Below are 17,633 nucleotides of genomic sequence, written 5' to 3' on the forward strand. Positions count from 1 at the left end.
ATGGCGGGAGAGGAGAGACGGGCTTGAGCAAGGGGGGAAACGACAAGCGCCATCGTGCGTTGCCGCTTCTTGTGGCGTTCGTCGCGGCTTCCCTGCTGGCGGGGTGTGCGGGCGGTGGCCCGTCGCTGCCGAAAATTTCCGAGCTCAATCCCTTCAAGACCAAGCAACAGCCGCTTCCCGGGCGCCGCATTCCGGTTATCGAGACGACGGAAAGCCTCTCCGACAATCTTGCCGATGCGGACAAACCGATCGTGCTGCCGCCTGTGCGCAACAACGATGCGTGGCCGCAGCCGGGTGGAGAGCCTAACAATGTTCCCGGCAACCTCGCGCTGGCGGGCGCGGTGCATCAAACATGGAGCGCCAGTGTCGGCGAGGGTTCGTCCAAAACGGGCCGAGTGACGGTGAGCCCCATCGTCTATGACGGCCGCATTTACACGCTCGATGCTGCCGCGACTCTTTCGGCATTTTCGCTGTCTGGAAGCAAAGTCTTTTCAATTTCGACCAAGCCAGAGGGGACTGTTGGACTTGGCGGATATGGCGGAGGGCTGGCGGCCGAAAATGGCCGGCTCTACGTCGCTAACGGCTACGGTACCGTGGCTGCTCTCGATCCGCAGTCCGGAAAAACAATCTGGACCAAGAACCTCGATGTGCCCGTTCGCGCCGCACCGACGGCCGTCGGCGATCGTCTTTATGTCATCACGATCGATGGACGTTTCTATTGTTTGAGCGGCATCGACGGCGCAGAAGTTTGGACCGCGCGCGGTTTGCCACAAACGGCGAGCCTCATGACCTCGACTAGTCCGGCGGTCGACGGAGATGTCGTCGTCGTGCCTTATCCGTCGGGCGACATCATCGCCTACAAGACATCGGATGGCACGGCGGTGTGGACCGAAAACCTCTCGCGTACCCGCCAGACGTCGCAGATCGCATCGATGAGCGACGCGGCACGGCCGGCAATCGACAACGGTATTGTCTTTGCAGTCGGTCATGCAGGCCGCATGATCGCGGCGCAGGCAAAGAACGGTGATCGCCTATGGTCGGCAACGATTCCGAGTTCACAGCCGCCCTGCGTCGCTGGAGATACGATCTTTGTCGTCGACACGGCCGGGCGGTTGCTGGCCCTGGCGCGTTCGAGCGGCAAGACGAAGTGGACGGTGAAACTTCCGGAAGCCAAGTCATGGGCCGGGCCAGTGCTTGCCGCAGGTACCCTGTGGCTTGTTTCAAGCGCGGGCCAAGTCGTGGGCGTCGACGGCACGACCGGCAAGCTTGGCAGCCAGGTCAGCATCGGGGAAGCGTCCTATATCCCGCCGATCGTCGCCCAGGGGCACATGTTTGTCCTGACTGACGCGGCAAAACTGATCGCCCTCAACTAGGAATTGGGCTAGAGACCGTCCGGACGGTCGCCGCCGGATGCGCGCGAACGCATTCGCATCTCTATTAATCATACGACGGCCAATCCTTGACGTTCGAAGCCCATATCCCCCTGGCCCCCGTGGTCGCTATTGTCGGCCGTCCCAATGTCGGAAAGTCGACGCTGTTCAACCGCTTGACCGGCACTCGGGCGGCGCTCGTTTCAGATCTGCCGGGACTCACGCGCGACCGCCGCGACGGTATTGCGGAGATTTTCGGAACCGAGCTTCGTCTTATCGATACTGCCGGTCTTGAAGAAGCGCGCCAGGGCACGATCGCCGATCGCATGCGCAAGCAGACCGAACAGGCGATCGCGGCAGCGGATCTCGTGCTTTTCGTGATCGACGCGCGCGCCGGCGTTACGGCTGCGGACAGCTCCTTCGCGCGGATCGCCCGGCAGTCGGGAAAGCCTGTCGTTCTCGTCGCGAACAAAGCCGAGGGGCGTCAGGGCACCGATGGCGTCCTCGATGCCTTCTCGCTTGGCCTCGGCGCTCCGATTGCAATCTCGGCTGAGCATGGCGAGGGCATCGGCGATCTTGCGGCCGACATCGTTGCGGCGCTTGGTTTGAAGATTCCGAAAACGGCCAAGAAAGGGCGCGACCACGACGCAGAACCGGTCGACGATAAGAAGCTGCCGCCGGAGCGCCCGCGACCGATCCGGGTCGCGATCGTCGGCCGGCCGAATGCGGGAAAGTCGACGCTCGTCAATGCGCTCCTTGGCGAAGACCGGATGATCACCGGGCCTGAGCCGGGTTTGACACGGGACAGCGTCGCGAGCGAACTCGACTACAAGGGCCAATCGATCCTGCTGTTCGATACTGCGGGATTGAGGCGCAAGGCGAAGATTACCGAGACGGCAGAGAAGCTGGCAGCCAGCGATGCCGTGCGCGCCATCCGATTTGCCGAAGTCGTCGTGCTGCTGATCGATGCGGAGCATCCCTTCGAGCATCAGGATTTGACGATCGGTCACCGGGTTACGGAGGAAGGGCGTGCTCTTGTCGTCGCGATCAACAAGTGGGACCTGATTCCCGAAAAACAGAAGACGCTGCGCGATCTCAAAAAGACGGTTGCTGAAAGTCTTGCGCAGGTGCCGAACGTTCCTGTCGTCGCAATTTCGGCGCGTTCGGAAAGCGGGCTCGACCAGCTGATGTCGGCGATCATCAAGACGCACGCGACATGGAACCGCCGCGTTTCGACACCGCAGCTCAACCGCTGGCTCGAAGAAGCGTTGAGCCGACACGCACCGCCTGCCGCAGCCGGCAAGCGCATCAAAATCCGCTATGTGACGCAGCCTTCGACACGGCCGCCGACGTTCGTGGCATTTTGCCAACGGGCCGATGCATTGCCGAAATCCTATCTGAAATATCTCACGAACTCGCTGCGCGAAGCATTCGACCTTCCGGGTGTGCCAATTCGCTTCAGCCTTAGAAAAGGCGAGAATCCTTATGTTAAAAAATAGCAAGTTGCGGGATGCCATTCACCAGTTAAACGAGAATCGGGCATCTGGTGCCGAAAGCTCAGGCACAGTAATTTTCCGATTCACATCGAAGACAGGAATCTAGAGGGACCATTGATGAGAAAGTTTGAAACTGTCTTGTCCGCTGCTGCGGTGGCGGGCGCTGTGTCCCTTCTGACGGCACCCGCGATGGCATATTCAGCGAAGGTGAGACAGGCTTGCGCGGGCGATTACCAGAGCTTCTGCTCGCAGTATGCGCCCGACAGCACGGAGCTGCGCCGCTGCTTCGAGAGCAACAGAAAGGGTCTTACACGCACGTGCAAGACCGCACTGGTCGATGCGGGTGAAGTGCCGGCACGATATCTGAAGAAAAGATAGCTGGGTGAATTCGCAGTGAGCGGGAGCGCAGCGGCGAAAAGTAAGAAGACCACCGCGCTCACCGCCCACACGGGCGTCAGCTACAAGAACCAGCGCCGCTCCGGACGAAGTAAGATAGGTGATGCGTAATAGACTTCAAGAGCCAAGCTGGCTGTGGTCGAGTGGTAGCTGATGGACGTCTATTTTTATCACCTCGAACATCAGACGCTTGAGCGCGTGCTACCCAGTCTTCTTGAAAAGACGTTGGCGCGCGGGTGGCGTGCCGTCGTGCAGGCCGGTAGCGAAGATCGTCTTGAGGCGATCGACATGGCGCTCTGGACATATGCCGACGACAGCTTTCTGGCGCATGGAACGGCGCGCATCGGGCATGCGAGTTTGCAGCCGGTCTATCTTACGCTCGGCAGTGAAAATCCCAACGGGGCGGGCGTGCGCTTTTTCGTCGATGGGGCAGAGGCGGAGGAATTCGTCGGCGCCGAGCGCTTTGTCTATGTGTTCGGCGGCCATGATGCCGAGGCGCTGGCGTCGGCGCGTGGCCAATGGACTGCGGCGAAAGCTGCAGGGTGCACGGTCACCTATTGGCAACAATCGCCAAGCGGGCGCTGGGAGCAAAAAGCCTAACCGCATAGCATCGATACGAGATGCTTTTCCTTCATCCGGTTGTCGACGATGAACTATCGCCACGGCTATCACGCTGGGAATTTCGCCGATGTGGTGAAGCACGCCGTGTTGGCGCGCGTTCTGACATACATGAAACAGAAGCCGCGGTCGTTTCGTGTCGTCGATACGCATGCCGGAGCAGGGCGGTACGATCTTGCGGGACCCGAAGCGGGCAAGACGGGAGAATGGCAGGACGGAATTGGCCGCATTTTCGATGTCGATCTTCCGCCTTCCGTTGCGGAACTTCTCGCGCCCTATCTCGACGCGGTGCGCGCAACCAACGAGAGCGGCAAGCTACAGATTTATCCGGGAAGCTCGCTGATCGCGCGCCACATCATGCGGCCGGAAGATGTGCTCGTCGCAAATGAACTCAACACTTCAGAATTCGAGCGTCTCAAACGCGAACTTGGCCGGGCTAAAAATACGGCCGTGCTCAACATCGATGCATGGCACGCAGTGAAATCGCTGCTGCCTCCAAAGGAGCGGCGAGCCGTTGTTCTGATCGATCCGCCGTTCGAGGAAAAAAGCGAGTTCGCCGATCTTGTCGTTGCAGTGGGCGAGGCGATGGCGCGGTTTCCAACAGGGGTCTATTTGATCTGGTACCCGCTGAAGGACGAAGCGGCCGCCAATCAGTTTGTAGCCCAAGCGACGGCACGCCCCGGTCTCGAGTTCCTCGACGTCCGGCTTGCGGTTTGTGCGCCGTTTCCGGGTCTAGGCCTGACGGCCGCGGGTCTATTGGTTCTCAATCCGCCGTATCGGCTTCGTGACGAGCTTGAGATCATGCTGCCAGTTCTCAGAGACCGGATGGCGGAGGGGAGAGGAAGTGCCTTCGATCTCAGGGACGTCGTTTAGCAATCTTAATCTTCGTTGCTCTGCAGCATTTCGTCTTGCGCGATAGCTGCATTTACGGGATAAATTGCCGCACGCTAAGGCGAGCAGCGGCGTGCCAGCTCTCCGTCGCGTTCTGGGAGTCCGGCCGCATTGATGCGATTGGACGAACGCGACCGAGTTCTTGTGCTCCGACGCCCGTCCCGGCGGTCGATAAGAGGCTTGCGGGGAGAAAGCCTGAGATCGAGCGCCGGATTGCGCCAGGAGACGACGCATGCGCCAAACAGGTACCGTCAAGTTCTACAATTCCCAAAAAGGCTACGGCTTTATCAAACCCGATGCCGGAGGCAACGACGTGTTCGTTCATGTCACTGCCGTCGAAAGATCAGGCATCGGTGAGCTGAATGAGGGTATGCGGATTTCATTTGAGACCGAACCCGATAAGCGCGGCAAAGGGCCAAAGGCAGTCGACCTACAAAAGGCCGGCTGAGAGACTGCCCACGTGGCGGCCTTTCCGCGTCGTGCGCCATATTGCGGCGCGGCTCTGCACTGATCTCGGCGGGACGTTCTCGCGGCGCTAGTTTCTGCGCGTCGCGCCATATCTGGTCGCGCGCGAAATGACCAATCGTGATCGGGCGTCCCCGACCGTGGCACGATGGCCGCACTTGGCGGAAAGCTGCGCTTTCACGCGGCCTCGCAATACGGGCAAACAATTTCAGAGCTATTATTGTCCTTAAGGCAAGTCGCGGGATCTTGCCTGATTGGGAGTGGCGCCGGTTCGAGACGCGGGGCTCGTTTCATAACGCGTTGCCCGGCGCGGTGGCTTGGCGCGAATTTGCGAAACAGGGAGAGAGACATGAGGACACTCGTGCGTATGGGGATGATCGTTGCGGCCGGCCTTGCGGTCGCGTCGACGGAAGCTTCGGCGAGATGTGTATTGGCGGGCGGTCAGGCGACAATGGTGACGCTCGATCTCGCCAAGTACATGGCGAACGCCGCTCTCAAGAATTCGATCAGTGCGCATGGATGGACCGCACACGGCGCTGTCAGAATGCGGTGCGATACGTCGTCCGTTGGGTTGCCGCATTGTCTGGCGCGTCAGAAAGCCTGCGGCTGATCACGCGACGAGGATAGAAAAAGCCCGCTGGATGAATTTCCAGCGGGCTTTGGTCATCCCAGCAGGGTTGTCGGTCAGCTTACTTTGCCATGGCGTTGCGGATGGCGCCGACGATGGCCATCAGGATACCGCCGCCGACACCGCCACCAACGATTTGAGTTAAAATGTTCATTGGGTCGTACGCTCCGCCTGCGACCGCCGTATGGAATACCTGTTCGAGAATTTGGCCGCCGATGCCGCCACCGACAATGCCGGCGATCGAGTTTCCAACCGTGCCGAGACTCAGATTCTTCAGGAGTCCACCAGCGACGTTGCCGCCGACTGCTCCGCTGATCAATTGAATTAACAGGGTCGCGATATCCATGTGACGTCTCCACGAGTGAGACAGCAAGCCCCGCGATTTTCCGCTTCCAGGCCGCCGCCGTCTGAATAGTCCCCAACAGTGGGAATCATATCACACATCCTGTGACAATTCGTACAACTTGCCCATTTGGGCGCCGCGTTTCCGGGTAGGAGTGGTGGATAAGATACAGCCTTGCCGGAATTGGAGACGACAACCATTTCTTGAGGGAGTTCAACGATAATTTCGGTATTCTTGGGCGCGTCGTGTGCGACGCAACCGCGGCGGCAGAGAGAGGCCACTTCGATGACGTTCAAGTTCGTTTCAGCCGTGCTGTTCGGCGGGTTGCTGGTTTGCGTCGCGGCGCCGGTGAGTGCCCAGCAAAAGAAGGGCTATCAGAATACGGCCCAGGCAGACGGATATACAATTCGCCGTCATCGCGGAGGCTATTCCTACGGCTACGGCGATTCGATCAACACCGACGCCCGGGGTAAGGCCGGCGGTTCAGGGTATACCGATCCGCGCCTTTATCGCCAATCGCCTGGCGGTCCCTTCGATTCCGGATTCTTCTTCGATTCCGGTGTTGGCAGCCCTTACGGCGGCCAAGCCCCCTATATGCACTGACCCTGTCATGGTGCTTGGCGCTGTCTCCATCGGTGGGCAGCGCAAAGCTGTGGGCGACGGGCAACAAAGTGTCGACAACTCCGTAGGTTGCGAAAGTCGCCCTCGTCCTGCCACTGTGCGGCCAATATAAATACGGGCAGGATTGGGTGGGGTATCACGGGGGTCTATCAGCATGCGCGCTATCTTCAACCTTGTTGCAGCCGCTGCAACAGCTGCCGCCTTCGTCGCCACCGTCTCCCTGCCGGCAACGGCTGCGTGCAAACGGTACGGCTTCACCGTCAACGATTACGGCAAGGACGGTCCGACGAAAGACGCGAAGGCGCTTCTGGACAAGATGATTGCTTCCAAGATGTCGGAGCAGGGCATCAAGGATTTTCACACGGGCAAGAAAAGCGTCTCGTGTGAACTGTTCCTGAACTTCATCGTCTTTGACGAACATACCTGCACGGCGGAAGCGACAGTGTGCTGGGGTGGTTCGCAGTTGCCGAAGTCCGAGGAGACGGCAGCTGCTGACGACACCGCCGCGGAACCGAAAAAGGCATCGTCGGATGCTGCCGAGCCCAAGACGGCGAAGAAGAAGGATGTCGCCAAGAAATCCGAGCTGGTCGCAGAGAAAAAGAAAACCGCAGCTCTGAAGACGATTGCCGATCCGAAGAAGCCGACAGTATCGGCTGAGCACACCAGCGCTGCGCCGGAGGCGCCGGAAAGCGCGGCCGCTACTCCCGCTGCAAGCGAATCATCCTCGACCGAGGCGAAGCCTGAGACGCACGCGACGAAGCCGGTCGAGACGGGCTCGTTGAATGAGCCTGCCAAGAAGCCCGTAAAGCATCATGCGGAAAAAACCGCGCCGGAAACGAATGACGGCCCGCCGGTGAAGCTGGATAACGGCGCCGGCTATCCGACGCCGGAAGGGCCGCAGGACGACGCGCAGTAAGACGTCGTCAGGTCGCGCAGCCTTTAGGATGGTGCTTATGGGTTTCCTTAGGCACCATTCGTCTTTTTGGAGGCCGGCGGATCCGGACTGTCTGTTAGCGATGAGATGCTTCCGGCGGCGTTAAGCTGTAACGCGGATTTCGGCGAGCTTCATTTCGATGATCTCGCGGTTGAAAGGCTTCAGAAGGAAGCTATCGGCGCCGGCCGCCAATGCACGCTTGATCTCGTGCGGTTCGTTTTCCGTCACGACGTAGATGATGTAGGGCCGTTGCTCCAGGGGCAACGTGCGCAGTTTGGCGATGAACTCAATGCTATTGGTGTCCGGCATGCGCCAGTCGACGAGAATATACTCGGGCGATTCCGTTCGCAGACGTTCAAGCGCGGCGACCGGGCCATCGGCCTCGCTCACGCGGAAGCCCAGATTCTCGAAAATGAGTCTGGTGAACTTTCGAATGATATCCGAATCGTCGACGATGAAGCAGTGCAGCATTTGTCCGGTGTCTCGCGCAGCCTCTCTAGCTTGCCCGGCAAACACTTAAGGTGCCGTTAAGCTCTGAGGCGTCATTCGGGCAGCCGTAGATTTCGCTGTTTCGTATGCTTCAGGTCTCGGGCTTGGCGACGAGCAGAATATCAGTGCCATCCTTTAGGATCCCCAGCCGCATGCCGGCTGATGGCGCTATGCGCCATGTGTAGTAGGCCTGTATCGACATCGCATCGAGTGCCAGCGGGTTTCCGGCAACAAAGTCAGTCAGATACTGCGGCGGCCGCGCACCCGTGCCTTTGCATCGGATCAAATAGCTTGGCTGCTCGAAGGAGCCCGCAATCGCCACGTCGATTTCACCCCCACGCGGAAGCGCCGTGACGGCAGACGCAATGAGGTTGAGCAGCAGCTTGACCTTATCCTTGGCGACAAACCCCGGTGCGCCGCGCCACGTCAGCTTGTGCTTCCCCTGGGTAATTTTGACAAAGCCGCGGGAGATCTTCTCGGCGGTCGTGAGGTCGATCATCGCTCCCGCGGATCCAGCGGCTCCGAAGGCGAAGCGGGCGAATTCGAGCCGTGCGGAGGCCTGCTCCGTGACGTTCCGGATAACGTTCAGAGCGTAGCTCTTGGCCTGCGCGTCATCGTCTTCGTCAAGGATCTCCAGGCCGTTGAAAATGGCGCCGACGGGATTGATGATGTCATGACAGATCCGGCTTGAGATCAGTGCTGCGAGTTCGAGATCTGTCGGCGGCACACGTTGGCTCATTATCGACCCTTTTTTCTGCAAGCCCGGCGTCGAAGGGTGGTGGCCACTCAAGCGCGACAGCGCGACGCGAGCCAATCCGGCCGCTTGCGAAAACGTTATATGCTCTGATACATGCGCCGGATCGCGGTTGCCAAGCCCTGTGACCGATGGGGTCCTTGAGCCCCGATTTTCATTGAAGGCCTGAGTCTTACGCGCCACGGTCCATGAGTGGCGTAGAATGCACGCCGACGCGTATGCGGCCCGCAGCAAATTGATTTCGATTGGAGTTCTATTGCAAGAGATCCCGGCGATCGACGTCAACGATCACGATGCCCTGATTGCGGCATTGCTGCCAGCGGTTCGCGACGCGGGGCGCGTGGAGATGGAGCATTTCCGGAAGGGCGTCGCGATTGAACAAAAGGCAGATCGATCGCCCGTGACGGTTGCGGATCGGGAAGCTGAGGCTTTGCTGCTTGCGGCGCTGTCTAAGATCGCACCGAGCGTTCAGATCGTAGCCGAGGAAGATATAGCGGCGGGGGCCGCCCCGGGATACGCGCGCCGGTTCTTTCTCGTCGATGCGCTCGACGGCACCCGGCTTTTCATTCGCGGCAAACCCGAGTTTTCGATCAACATCGGATTTGTCGAGGATGGACGCGCCTCCTTCGGGCTGATTTTTCTGCCGCCGTCCGAACGTCTGTTTGTGACGCGATCGGATGGCGCCGCCTACGAAGCGCGGCTGCCGTTGTCCGGAGATGATGTTTTGCCGGATGTCAGTTTCAAAAAGATCGCGACGCGCGCACCCGACCGAGATGCACTCGTTGCGTTCAACAGCCGCGGCGCCGGGAGCGCCAGCGCCCATCTCCTCGCTGAACTCAGGGTCGCCGAAGCGCGCCCGCTCGGTTCGGCGATGAAATTTTGCCTGATCGCGGCGGGCGAAGGCGACCTCTATGCGCGGTTCGGCGAGACGTACGAATGGGATACGGCGGCGGGGCAAGCGATCCTCGAAGCCGCAGGAGGCTCGGTCACGACGCTCGACGGAGAGCCATTGACTTACGGGAACTTTACGCGAGGTTTTCTCAATCCGTATTTCGTGGCGTGGGGACGTCAGCCGCTGTGGCGCAGCGGCGATGAGACCAGCACATCCAAGCGTGGCGCATAGGCAACGCGAATTGGCCATACTTTAGCAACAGAATCCCGCGAATCTGCGTACGGATTTCGCTGGGGGGTTAGTCGCGCGCGGAATCTGTCAACCTCTCGAGGGTGTACCAGGCGCGTTCGACAAACGTGGGGTCCTAACGATGAGCCGCGTCTTCTCTGGAAAAATCAAAGCGCCGGGCCGCACGGCGTCGGCACTTGCGAGTTTACCGCTTATTGTTTGCCTCGCTGTGACGGCTTCCGGCGCCGGCGCCGGCGCCGTAGATGATGCTTATCGGCCGCCATCGGATAGCTATTCGGGGCAAGGCGGTTTTGACTCCTACCGCCAGTCGCCGCCTCCCGCGGGCGACGCTTACCAGCCGCCGGCCGGCGCACCGGTGGATAGTTATCAACAGCCGGGCTCGCCGCCGAGCCGTGGTTATGGCGATTCCTACAGGCAGGCCCCGAGCGGCGGCTATGGCGCCTACAACGGCGAGCGTAATTACGGTGGCGATTCGCAGGGCTACGGTGAGCCCTATCGTCCACCGCGGGAGAGCGCAAGCCGCGAAGAGCATTACGATTCCGGTCCGCCGCCTCCAGACCGCGGGCCGGTTCGCGGAACCTATTCGGAAGACGAAATCATCCGGGCGGGCAATAACTTCTTCGGCAAGGTCAGTGGCGGGCTGGCATCGGCCATTGAATGGACGTTCCAGAAGGCCGGCAGACCGAACGGCTATATTCTCGGCCAGGATGCTGGTGGTGCGTTCGTTGCGGGTTTGGCCTACGGAGAGGGCACGCTTTACACCAAGGATGCAGGGGACTTTAAAGTCTACTGGCAGGGCCCGTCTGTCGGGTACGATTTTGGTGCCGATGGTTCGAAGGTGATGACGCTTGTATACAACCTCCGAGATCCGTCGGACATCTTTGACCGTTTCGGCGGTGTTGAGGGGGCGGCATATCTCGTCGGCGGTGTCAGTGTGCAACTGCAGAAATCGGGGCATGTCACACTGGCGCCGATTCGGGCTGGCGTCGGGCTGCGCCTCGGTGCCAACGTCGGCTATTTGAAGTATACTCGAAATCCGACATGGAACCCGTTTTGATGGCTGAAGCCGCCACTGCATGTTCTATGTTGCGGAAATCCGCGAAAGCGGGTTTCTCTCGACCGAAGGGAATTCAGCGCGCGGCGGGGGCCGCGTAGCCGACCAGTTCAGGACCTGTTGCTTGATCACCCTTTACGCCGCGATGCTCGTGACGCTGGGCTTCCTGATCGCGGCCTTGATTGTCGTTGTCCTGTTGCCGGCCTATCGGCTCCGCATCGAGCGGTTCACGACAGAGGTGTTGAAGCGCACGCTGCCGCTCACCGAGGAGGAAATCCGCGCCGACAAGGATCGGATGCGGGCGGACTTCGCGATGGAAGTGCACAGGCTCGAAACCAAAGTGGAGGAGGCGAGCTTCTCGGCGGCGCGGCAAAGCGTCGAGATCAACCGGCGCGACGCCAAGATCCAAGAGCTGACGCAAACGATTGCCGATCACAAGATGAGCGTCGAGGAGCACGAGAATGCGCGGCGTGTTCTCGAACAGGCGATCCTCGATCGTCTGCCGAAGGTCGAGCAGCGCCTTGCCGAAACGCGCAAGCTGCTCGCGATACGGGACCGTGAGATTCGCGGGCTGCTCGCGACCAGCGCCAAGCAGGCGACGGCGCTTGAGGAAGCGGCCCAGATCAATGCGCAGCGCGAAAAGGAGCTTGTCAAGCTGCGTACGACGCTCGACACGCGCGCGTCGCGCTTCCGGGGTACCCGCTCCGACGATCGCATCGACGGCAGCGTGGCGCTCAAATCGGAACTCGAGTCCTTGCGCGCCCAAAATCGCGAGCAAGCCGCCCTGATCGCGCGATTGCAGGGACCGGATGGCAAAGCGAAAACGGCTGCCGATGACAGAGATCGCGACGCAGAGGTCAAGCGGCTGATACTGGCGCTCGCGAAGGCCGAATCCGAGCTTGCCGCCATGAATGCGAGTATCGGCAGTGGGGATGCAGAACGCATGGCGCTCGAAGATCGCTTGGCGGATCTGCAAGCGGCGAGCGATGCGAAATCGACGGAACTCGCCAAGCTTAAGGCTGTCCTCAAGACCTACGAGGAAAACGCAGCCGATGCTCCTGGCATAGCACAGAAGGCAGACCTCAGCGCCCTTCAGGTGGAGGTCGACGAACAACGGCAGACGATCTCTGCGCTTCGGGCCGAGATCGCGGCGAACCAGGAACGCTTGTCGCGGCAGGCATTGCACTTTCACGACGAGTTGCGTCGCATGGGAACCCGCCACGCCGACGACGGTAAAACGGACGCGGAGAATTCTACGCCACGCAAGCCTCTGGCTGAGCGGATCGCGGCGCCGCGGCCGGTGCGATCGGCAGATCATGAAGCGGTTGCGGCGGACAACGGGGCAGATCCGGTTCGGGAGCCCCGCGCGCAGCCTTATCTGCGGGCTCTTAACGGAACCGACAACGGCGCCTCCGGCAATGGCAAGGATTCATCAGATAACGATCAACCGCCGCCGTTGCCCGCCGCAGAGACCGGAAAAGAAGGGGACGCCGGGCCATTGCCCCGCCGTCCACGCCTGCTTGAACGTATCAGCGGGCTCGACAAGCGCTAGTTCACCCGGTGATCGGATATTGGCGCGGGTTCGCGCAATAAGTTCGCATCTTTTACAATCCCGCTGCTTTTACAATCCCGCTGCGCAATCTAAATTATCGGGTGTGCTTCAGGCGGTATCTTCCGAGCCCGCACCGGGCTGATTGTGAGTTATGACCGAGAACGCTACCGACAAGTCTCACTCCTCCTCCCACGAAGGGCAGATGCATGATCATGGCCATGATCATAGTGCGGGATCTCACGCGCACAGTCACGCCCACAGCCATGCGCCCAAGGACTTCGGATTTGCGTTTGCGCTGGGAGCGGCGCTCAACGTTGCATTCATCATCGTCGAGGCAGCCGCGGGATTTTACGCGAATTCCATGGCGCTGCTCGCCGACGCCGGGCACAATCTTAGTGACGTTCTTGGGCTTCTGATCGCTTGGGGCGCAACGCTCCTTATCAAGCGCCGCCCGACGCTGCAGTATACGTACGGCTTCGGGTCTTCGACCATTCTCGCGGCGCTCGCCAACGCAGTTCTGCTGCTCGTTGCGGTCGGCGCCATCATTTTGGAGTCGGGGCAGCGGCTCGGAAGCTCGGTGCCGCCAGTGGGCGGTGTGATCGTGATTATCGTCGCCGCAATCGGTATTCTGATCAATGGGTTTACCGCGTGGTTGTTTGTTTCCGGCAGCGAGCGCGACGTCAACATCCGCGGCGCTTATCTGCACATGGCGGCTGATGCCGCGGTGTCGTTCGGTGTCGTAGTGGTGGGCTTCACGATGCTGACGACGGGCTGGAACTGGCTCGATCCGGTTGTCAGTCTCGTCATTGCCGCAGTCATCATCTGGGGAACGTGGGGTCTGTTGCGCGATACGATGCGCCTTGCCCTACATGGCGTGCCCGCCCGTATCAGCACCGCTCAGGTGAGGGGGCGCCTCGCGTCCTTGCCCGGTGTTGAAAGCGTTCACGATTTGCACATCTGGCCGATGAGCACGACTGAAACGGCGTTGACGTGCCATCTGGTGATGCCGGGCGGCCATCCGGGCGATGCCTTTATCTCTGAAACGGCCAAGATGTTGCACGATGAGTTCGAGATCCGCCATACGACGCTTCAGTTTGAAGTTGGATCGGACATTCCGTGCGGCTCGGAATGTGCAGTATGAGCACTGAACGGCGATAAGAAATGGAACCCGGACTGGTAATCCGGCGTATTTCAGCCGGTCAGTCGCGATGCATTGGACAATTCGGGCGGAATAGGTCAGAATACTCAATATATTCATTTCGCGTTAGGGATATTCATCCGCCATTCGGTCCCTGATTTTCCAAAGCTCTACAAGACGATCGCGCAGACAAGAGTTCCCCCGCCGATAGTTTCCGGTGGTCCCCCGTAGACCGGAGTTGCGTGTGTTGAGTTTGGTCATTGAAGATATCGGCTCCCCGGTGCTCGCTCCCGTTTCGGCCAGCCAGGGTCTTGCGCCGAGCGCACCCCTTCGCACGCTTCAGCGCAATGAGATGCTGTTCGAGGCGGGAGATTTGAAAACCCATCTCTACCGGATCGAGACGGGCGCGATTTGCATTTACGTGACGCACCCGAACAAGACGCGTGAAATTATCGAGTTTGCGCTCGCAGGCGATCTCGTCGGCATGGGTTTTCTGGAACGGCACGCGACCAGCGCACGCGCCGTGATCGACACCAAAGTAAGCTGCCTGGGCCTCGACGAAATTGATCGCCTGACGGCTGAGGATGCTAGTGCGAAGGCCAGGCTCGATGATGCCGTCGAGCGCGAGTTTGCGTTCCGGCGGGATTATGTCACCGATGTAGGGGCCTCGCGTCCCGTCGTGCGGCTTGCCGCATTTCTGATTGCTGTCTCACACCAAAATGAAAACGAGGGCCGTGACCCGGCGGTGATCGACGATACGTTGGAATGCGCCGTCGTTGCCGGTTATCTCGGGGTCAGCGTCGGATGTCTCGCGGAGATGCTTGTCGAACTCGAAGATCTTGGCTTGATTCAACCGGCGCCTCACCACGGCATGCGCATCATGAATATGGAGCGCCTTGAAGCGTTGGCGGATGAGATTGCAGATCCCTTGCTGCAATCGGACTTGCCCGATAAGCAAAGATTGCTGCCAGGCAGCTAAAGTGCTTGCGGGGTTAAATGGGCTGCGGTTCGAGCAGGATATGGCCGGCAAGCTTCCTGAATCTGTCGCGTCGCGCTTTCGGCATAACGAACTGTTGCACACTCGCGAGTAACGCCTGCCACGCCGGTAATTGAATCTGGCGTTTGAGGCGCTCTGCCTCCTCGGCTAGATAACGAATTTGCCGGCATCGCCACCCATGCTTCTCAAAAAAGCCTAGCCAATCATCGGGCGCAAACTTGAATGGGGCGTTCTGCATCCGGTCGCCCATCTGGCGTTGCCGGTATTTGAGAAGTTGCGGCGAGAAATAATCCACGAGCCAGTACCTTGCATGATCGAGGCTGCGGAGATCGTCCGCAAGCGTTGCAACCTGATCCGTGCCCAAGTAGGGGACGACGCCCTCGGAGAGGACCAATAGTTTCTTGGCGGAAGCGTTGACTTCGGCAAGCAACCGGCGGCGGGATGTATCGTCGGCAAGGTCGCATTTTATGCGCGCCAGCCGACAACGTGGCGTTTCCTGCGCGAGGCGCTGCTGCTTGTAGTCTATGACATGCGGGTAATCGACCTCGGTCCAGTTGAGAGTTTCGGGCAGCTCCATGCGATAGGGTCGGGTGTCCAATCCGGCGCCGAGATTCAAGACGGCATCCGTTCCTTCGCGGATGGCCAAGCGAATATGATCGTCGATAATGCACGTTCGCATTACGACCGCCCATGCCGTCACCATGGATCGGGGCATCGAGTCCGCGATGTTCTTGCCGCGCGTTCCCGCGAGCACTTCGGCCAGTGGATCCTTAAAGAGTGCGTCGGGCCGCTTAGTCTCGACGCTTCGATGGTGCGCGATCCAGAACGCCGTATCCGAAACATCATTGATTAATGTGTTCGTCACGCGAATCTCCTTCTGGCGCCTTTTGTCGTTTGGCGCGCGGCAGCAGCATCCAAATGTTTCCTAATTTTAAATCGGCGGAAACATCCAGGAAATGTACGGGATGGCAGGTTCAACATGTCTTTGGGGGGAATTTGAGGACAGTTTCTCGTTCAGCTCTGAAGGATACGCGAAGATGGATTTACAGAACCCAGGACATAACGAAATCGAGGTATGCGGCGATGGCTCCCCGCGGAAGCGCAAGCGGCGTTTCATCGGGGCGGCCGGCGTGACCGCTGCCGGAGGTGCTGCAATCGCTTTTCTTGTGGCGGCAGCAGCAGTTCCCGTCGCGAGCCCGCTATCGCATGTCCTTGCATTGAGCGGTTCGGCTGCTGCTGCGGAGGCTGCGAGCCCGCCCGCGGCTGTAATGCCGAGCTTTGCGAACCTCGTCGAGAAGGTAAAGCCTGCAGTCGTTTCCATCTACGTCCGTTCCGAAGAGACATCGCCGCTTACCTCGTGGGAACAGCAGGGAGACAATGACGAACAGGGGCAGCAAGGCCAACGAGGCGGTCCGTTCCAGTTTTTCTTCGGCTCTCCTGATGGTCCGCAATTCGGCCTGCCGAACATACAGCCCGGGCCGCATGTCGTGCGCGCTCAAGGATCCGGCTTTTTCATTACGGGTGACGGCTACCTCGTGACCAACAACCACGTGGTGAAGAATGCCAAGAAGGTCGAGGTCAGGACGACTGGCGGCAAGACATATACGGCCAAGATCATCGGAACGGATCCGAAAACGGATCTTGCCCTTCTCAAGGTCGATGCGTCGGAGGACTTTCCGCATGTCGCATTTGCCTCGACGCTCCCGAAGGTCGGAGATTGGGTCGTTGCGATGGGCAATCCGTTCGGTCTCGGCGGTACCGTTACTGCCGGTATCGTTTCCGCCCAAGGCCGCGATATCGGCAGCGGGCCCTACGACGACTACATTCAGATCGACGCGCCGGTGAACTCCGGCAACTCGGGCGGACCGACCTTCAATCTCAACGGCGAAGTCATCGGCATCAATACCGCCATCTATTCGCCATCCGGTGGCTCGGTCGGCATCGCATTCGATATCCCGTCGACTACGGCGAAGTCGGTCGTCGATCAGATCAAATCGACCGGTAAGGTCACGCGCGGCTGGATCGGCGTTACAATCCAACCCGTCACCGATGATATTGCTGCGAGCATGGGCCTGAAGAGCGCGTCCGGTGCGATCGTCGACGAGCCGCAATCCGGCGGACCGGCGGCTGAAGCCGGTCTGAAGAGCGGCGACGTGATCACGCACATGGATGGCATGGAGGTCAAGGATTCACGCGATCTCGCGCGCAAGGTCGGTGCTGTGGCACCGGGGCAGACGATCAAGCTGACGGTCGTCCATAACGGCAAGGAACGCACCGTCGAACTCACGGCACGCTCTTATCCGTCGGACACACTCGCCTCCAACGATGACGTAAATGGCCAAAGACCGGAATTCGGCATGATGCTCGCGCCTTCGAGCGATGTTGCCGGTGCACGTGCCGATGGCGTTGTCGTCACCGGCGTCAATCCGGGCGGTGTCGCGTCGGAGAAGGGCGTGCAGCAGGGCGACGTTATTACGGCCGTTGGCGGCAAGTCTGTCTCTGCGCCGCGTGACGTTCAGACCGCAATCCGCGAGGCGCAGAACGAAGGCAAATCCGCTATTCTTCTGCACCTCAAGACGGCGGACGGCGGTCGCTTCGTGGCGCTGCCGCTGAAGCAGGGATGATAGACGAGTCTTCGAGAAGTCTGTCGGCGCGGGTCACAGATCCGCGCCGATTTTTATTGTTTTGTTTGCGCGACCACTCGATGATCCTCAAAGAGCGGCGCTCGGTTGTCATAAGTCGGCCG

At 59.9% G+C, this 17,633-nt stretch carries 19 protein-coding genes; 15 read left to right on the top strand and 4 right to left on the bottom strand.

All coding sequences use genetic code 11. From position 1 onward, the window contains the following. Positions 1 to 23 precede the first annotated feature (23 nt). The 7 genes from HYPDE_RS04895 (at position 24) to HYPDE_RS04925 (ending at position 5,846) form a co-directional block, all read left to right on the top strand. Positions 24 to 1,373 (top strand): PQQ-binding-like beta-propeller repeat protein, encoded by a 1,350-nt coding sequence (locus tag HYPDE_RS04895; RefSeq protein ID WP_015597272.1) that lies wholly within the window; start codon positions 24 to 26, stop codon positions 1,371 to 1,373. Positions 1,374 to 1,483: 110 nt separating this feature from the next. Then, positions 1,484 to 2,869 carry a ribosome biogenesis GTPase Der gene (gene der / locus HYPDE_RS04900; protein ID WP_041320880.1) on the top strand — a complete coding sequence of 462 codons (1,386 nt, stop codon included), beginning with the start codon at positions 1,484 to 1,486 and terminating at the stop codon, positions 2,867 to 2,869. Positions 2,870 to 2,983: 114 nt separating this feature from the next. Next, positions 2,984 to 3,244 carry a hypothetical protein gene (locus HYPDE_RS04905; protein WP_051111972.1) on the top strand — a complete coding sequence of 87 codons (261 nt, stop codon included), beginning with the start codon at positions 2,984 to 2,986 and terminating at the stop codon, positions 3,242 to 3,244. 171 nt (positions 3,245 to 3,415) lie between these two features. Then, positions 3,416 to 3,862, top strand: coding sequence for a DNA polymerase III subunit chi (locus tag HYPDE_RS04910; protein ID WP_015597275.1), 447 nt, complete (start codon positions 3,416 to 3,418; stop codon positions 3,860 to 3,862). 48 nt (positions 3,863 to 3,910) lie between these two features. Next, complete coding sequence (locus HYPDE_RS04915) at positions 3,911 to 4,753, top strand: 23S rRNA (adenine(2030)-N(6))-methyltransferase RlmJ (RefSeq protein ID WP_041320007.1); 843 nt, start codon at positions 3,911 to 3,913, stop codon at positions 4,751 to 4,753. A 250-nt stretch (positions 4,754 to 5,003) separates the two neighbouring features. Continuing rightward, complete coding sequence (locus HYPDE_RS04920) at positions 5,004 to 5,219, top strand: cold-shock protein (RefSeq protein ID WP_015597278.1); 216 nt, start codon at positions 5,004 to 5,006, stop codon at positions 5,217 to 5,219. A gap of 366 nt (positions 5,220 to 5,585) precedes the next feature. After that, entirely contained in the window at positions 5,586 to 5,846 is a 261-nt protein-coding gene (locus tag HYPDE_RS04925; protein ID WP_144061205.1) for a hypothetical protein, read from the top strand. A gap of 79 nt (positions 5,847 to 5,925) precedes the next feature. Here the strand turns inward: HYPDE_RS04925 and HYPDE_RS04930 are convergent, their stop codons facing one another. Continuing rightward, positions 5,926 to 6,210 (bottom strand): hypothetical protein, encoded by a 285-nt coding sequence (locus tag HYPDE_RS04930; protein ID WP_015597280.1) that lies wholly within the window; start codon positions 6,208 to 6,210, stop codon positions 5,926 to 5,928. Between the two features lie 282 nt (positions 6,211 to 6,492). Here HYPDE_RS04930 and HYPDE_RS04935 point away from each other — a divergent pair, with 282 nt between their 5' ends. Both HYPDE_RS04935 and HYPDE_RS04940 read left to right on the top strand, forming a co-directional pair. Beyond that, entirely contained in the window at positions 6,493 to 6,810 is a 318-nt protein-coding gene (locus tag HYPDE_RS04935) for a hypothetical protein (protein WP_051112046.1), read from the top strand. A 172-nt stretch (positions 6,811 to 6,982) separates the two neighbouring features. Then, complete coding sequence (locus HYPDE_RS04940; RefSeq protein ID WP_015597282.1) at positions 6,983 to 7,744, top strand: hypothetical protein; 762 nt, start codon at positions 6,983 to 6,985, stop codon at positions 7,742 to 7,744. A gap of 120 nt (positions 7,745 to 7,864) precedes the next feature. Here the strand turns inward: HYPDE_RS04940 and HYPDE_RS04945 are convergent, their stop codons facing one another. Together HYPDE_RS04945 and HYPDE_RS04950 are read right to left on the bottom strand one after the other, a co-directional pair. Further along, positions 7,865 to 8,233 (bottom strand): response regulator, encoded by a 369-nt coding sequence (locus HYPDE_RS04945; protein WP_015597283.1) that lies wholly within the window; start codon positions 8,231 to 8,233, stop codon positions 7,865 to 7,867. A 109-nt stretch (positions 8,234 to 8,342) separates the two neighbouring features. Further along, positions 8,343 to 8,990, bottom strand: coding sequence for a histidine phosphotransferase family protein (locus HYPDE_RS04950; protein ID WP_041320008.1), 648 nt, complete (start codon positions 8,988 to 8,990; stop codon positions 8,343 to 8,345). A 217-nt stretch (positions 8,991 to 9,207) separates the two neighbouring features. Between HYPDE_RS04950 and HYPDE_RS04955 the strand changes: the two genes are divergently transcribed. The 5 genes from HYPDE_RS04955 (at position 9,208) to HYPDE_RS04975 (ending at position 14,869) form a co-directional block, all read left to right on the top strand. Then, positions 9,208 to 10,128: a 3'(2'),5'-bisphosphate nucleotidase CysQ family protein gene (locus HYPDE_RS04955; protein ID WP_015597285.1), complete on the top strand. Its 921-nt coding sequence runs from the start codon at positions 9,208 to 9,210 to the stop codon at positions 10,126 to 10,128. Positions 10,129 to 10,267: 139 nt separating this feature from the next. Further along, a complete protein-coding gene (locus tag HYPDE_RS04960; protein WP_015597286.1) occupies positions 10,268 to 11,203 on the top strand; it encodes a DUF1134 domain-containing protein in 936 nt (311 codons plus the stop codon). Between the two features lie 19 nt (positions 11,204 to 11,222). Then, positions 11,223 to 12,752, top strand: a complete 1,530-nt coding sequence (locus HYPDE_RS04965; RefSeq protein ID WP_015597287.1) for a hypothetical protein — start codon at positions 11,223 to 11,225, stop codon at positions 12,750 to 12,752. 151 nt (positions 12,753 to 12,903) lie between these two features. Continuing rightward, on the top strand, positions 12,904 to 13,893 hold the full coding sequence (locus tag HYPDE_RS04970) for a cation diffusion facilitator family transporter (protein WP_015597288.1): 990 nt from the start codon (positions 12,904 to 12,906) through the stop codon (positions 13,891 to 13,893). A gap of 241 nt (positions 13,894 to 14,134) precedes the next feature. Further along, positions 14,135 to 14,869, top strand: coding sequence for a Crp/Fnr family transcriptional regulator (locus tag HYPDE_RS04975; RefSeq protein ID WP_244437781.1), 735 nt, complete (start codon positions 14,135 to 14,137; stop codon positions 14,867 to 14,869). A 13-nt stretch (positions 14,870 to 14,882) separates the two neighbouring features. On the opposite strand, the gene HYPDE_RS04980 is transcribed toward HYPDE_RS04975, so the two are convergent. Continuing rightward, complete coding sequence (locus tag HYPDE_RS04980; protein WP_015597290.1) at positions 14,883 to 15,752, bottom strand: class I SAM-dependent methyltransferase; 870 nt, start codon at positions 15,750 to 15,752, stop codon at positions 14,883 to 14,885. Between the two features lie 172 nt (positions 15,753 to 15,924). On the opposite strand from HYPDE_RS04980, the gene HYPDE_RS04985 reads away from it, so the two are divergent. Then, positions 15,925 to 17,511 carry a Do family serine endopeptidase gene (locus HYPDE_RS04985; protein WP_015597291.1) on the top strand — a complete coding sequence of 529 codons (1,587 nt, stop codon included), beginning with the start codon at positions 15,925 to 15,927 and terminating at the stop codon, positions 17,509 to 17,511. Positions 17,512 to 17,633: the final 122 nt, after the last annotated feature.

This window comes from Hyphomicrobium denitrificans 1NES1 (assembly GCF_000230975.2).
Lineage (GTDB): Bacteria > Pseudomonadota > Alphaproteobacteria > Rhizobiales > Hyphomicrobiaceae > Hyphomicrobium_B > Hyphomicrobium_B denitrificans_A.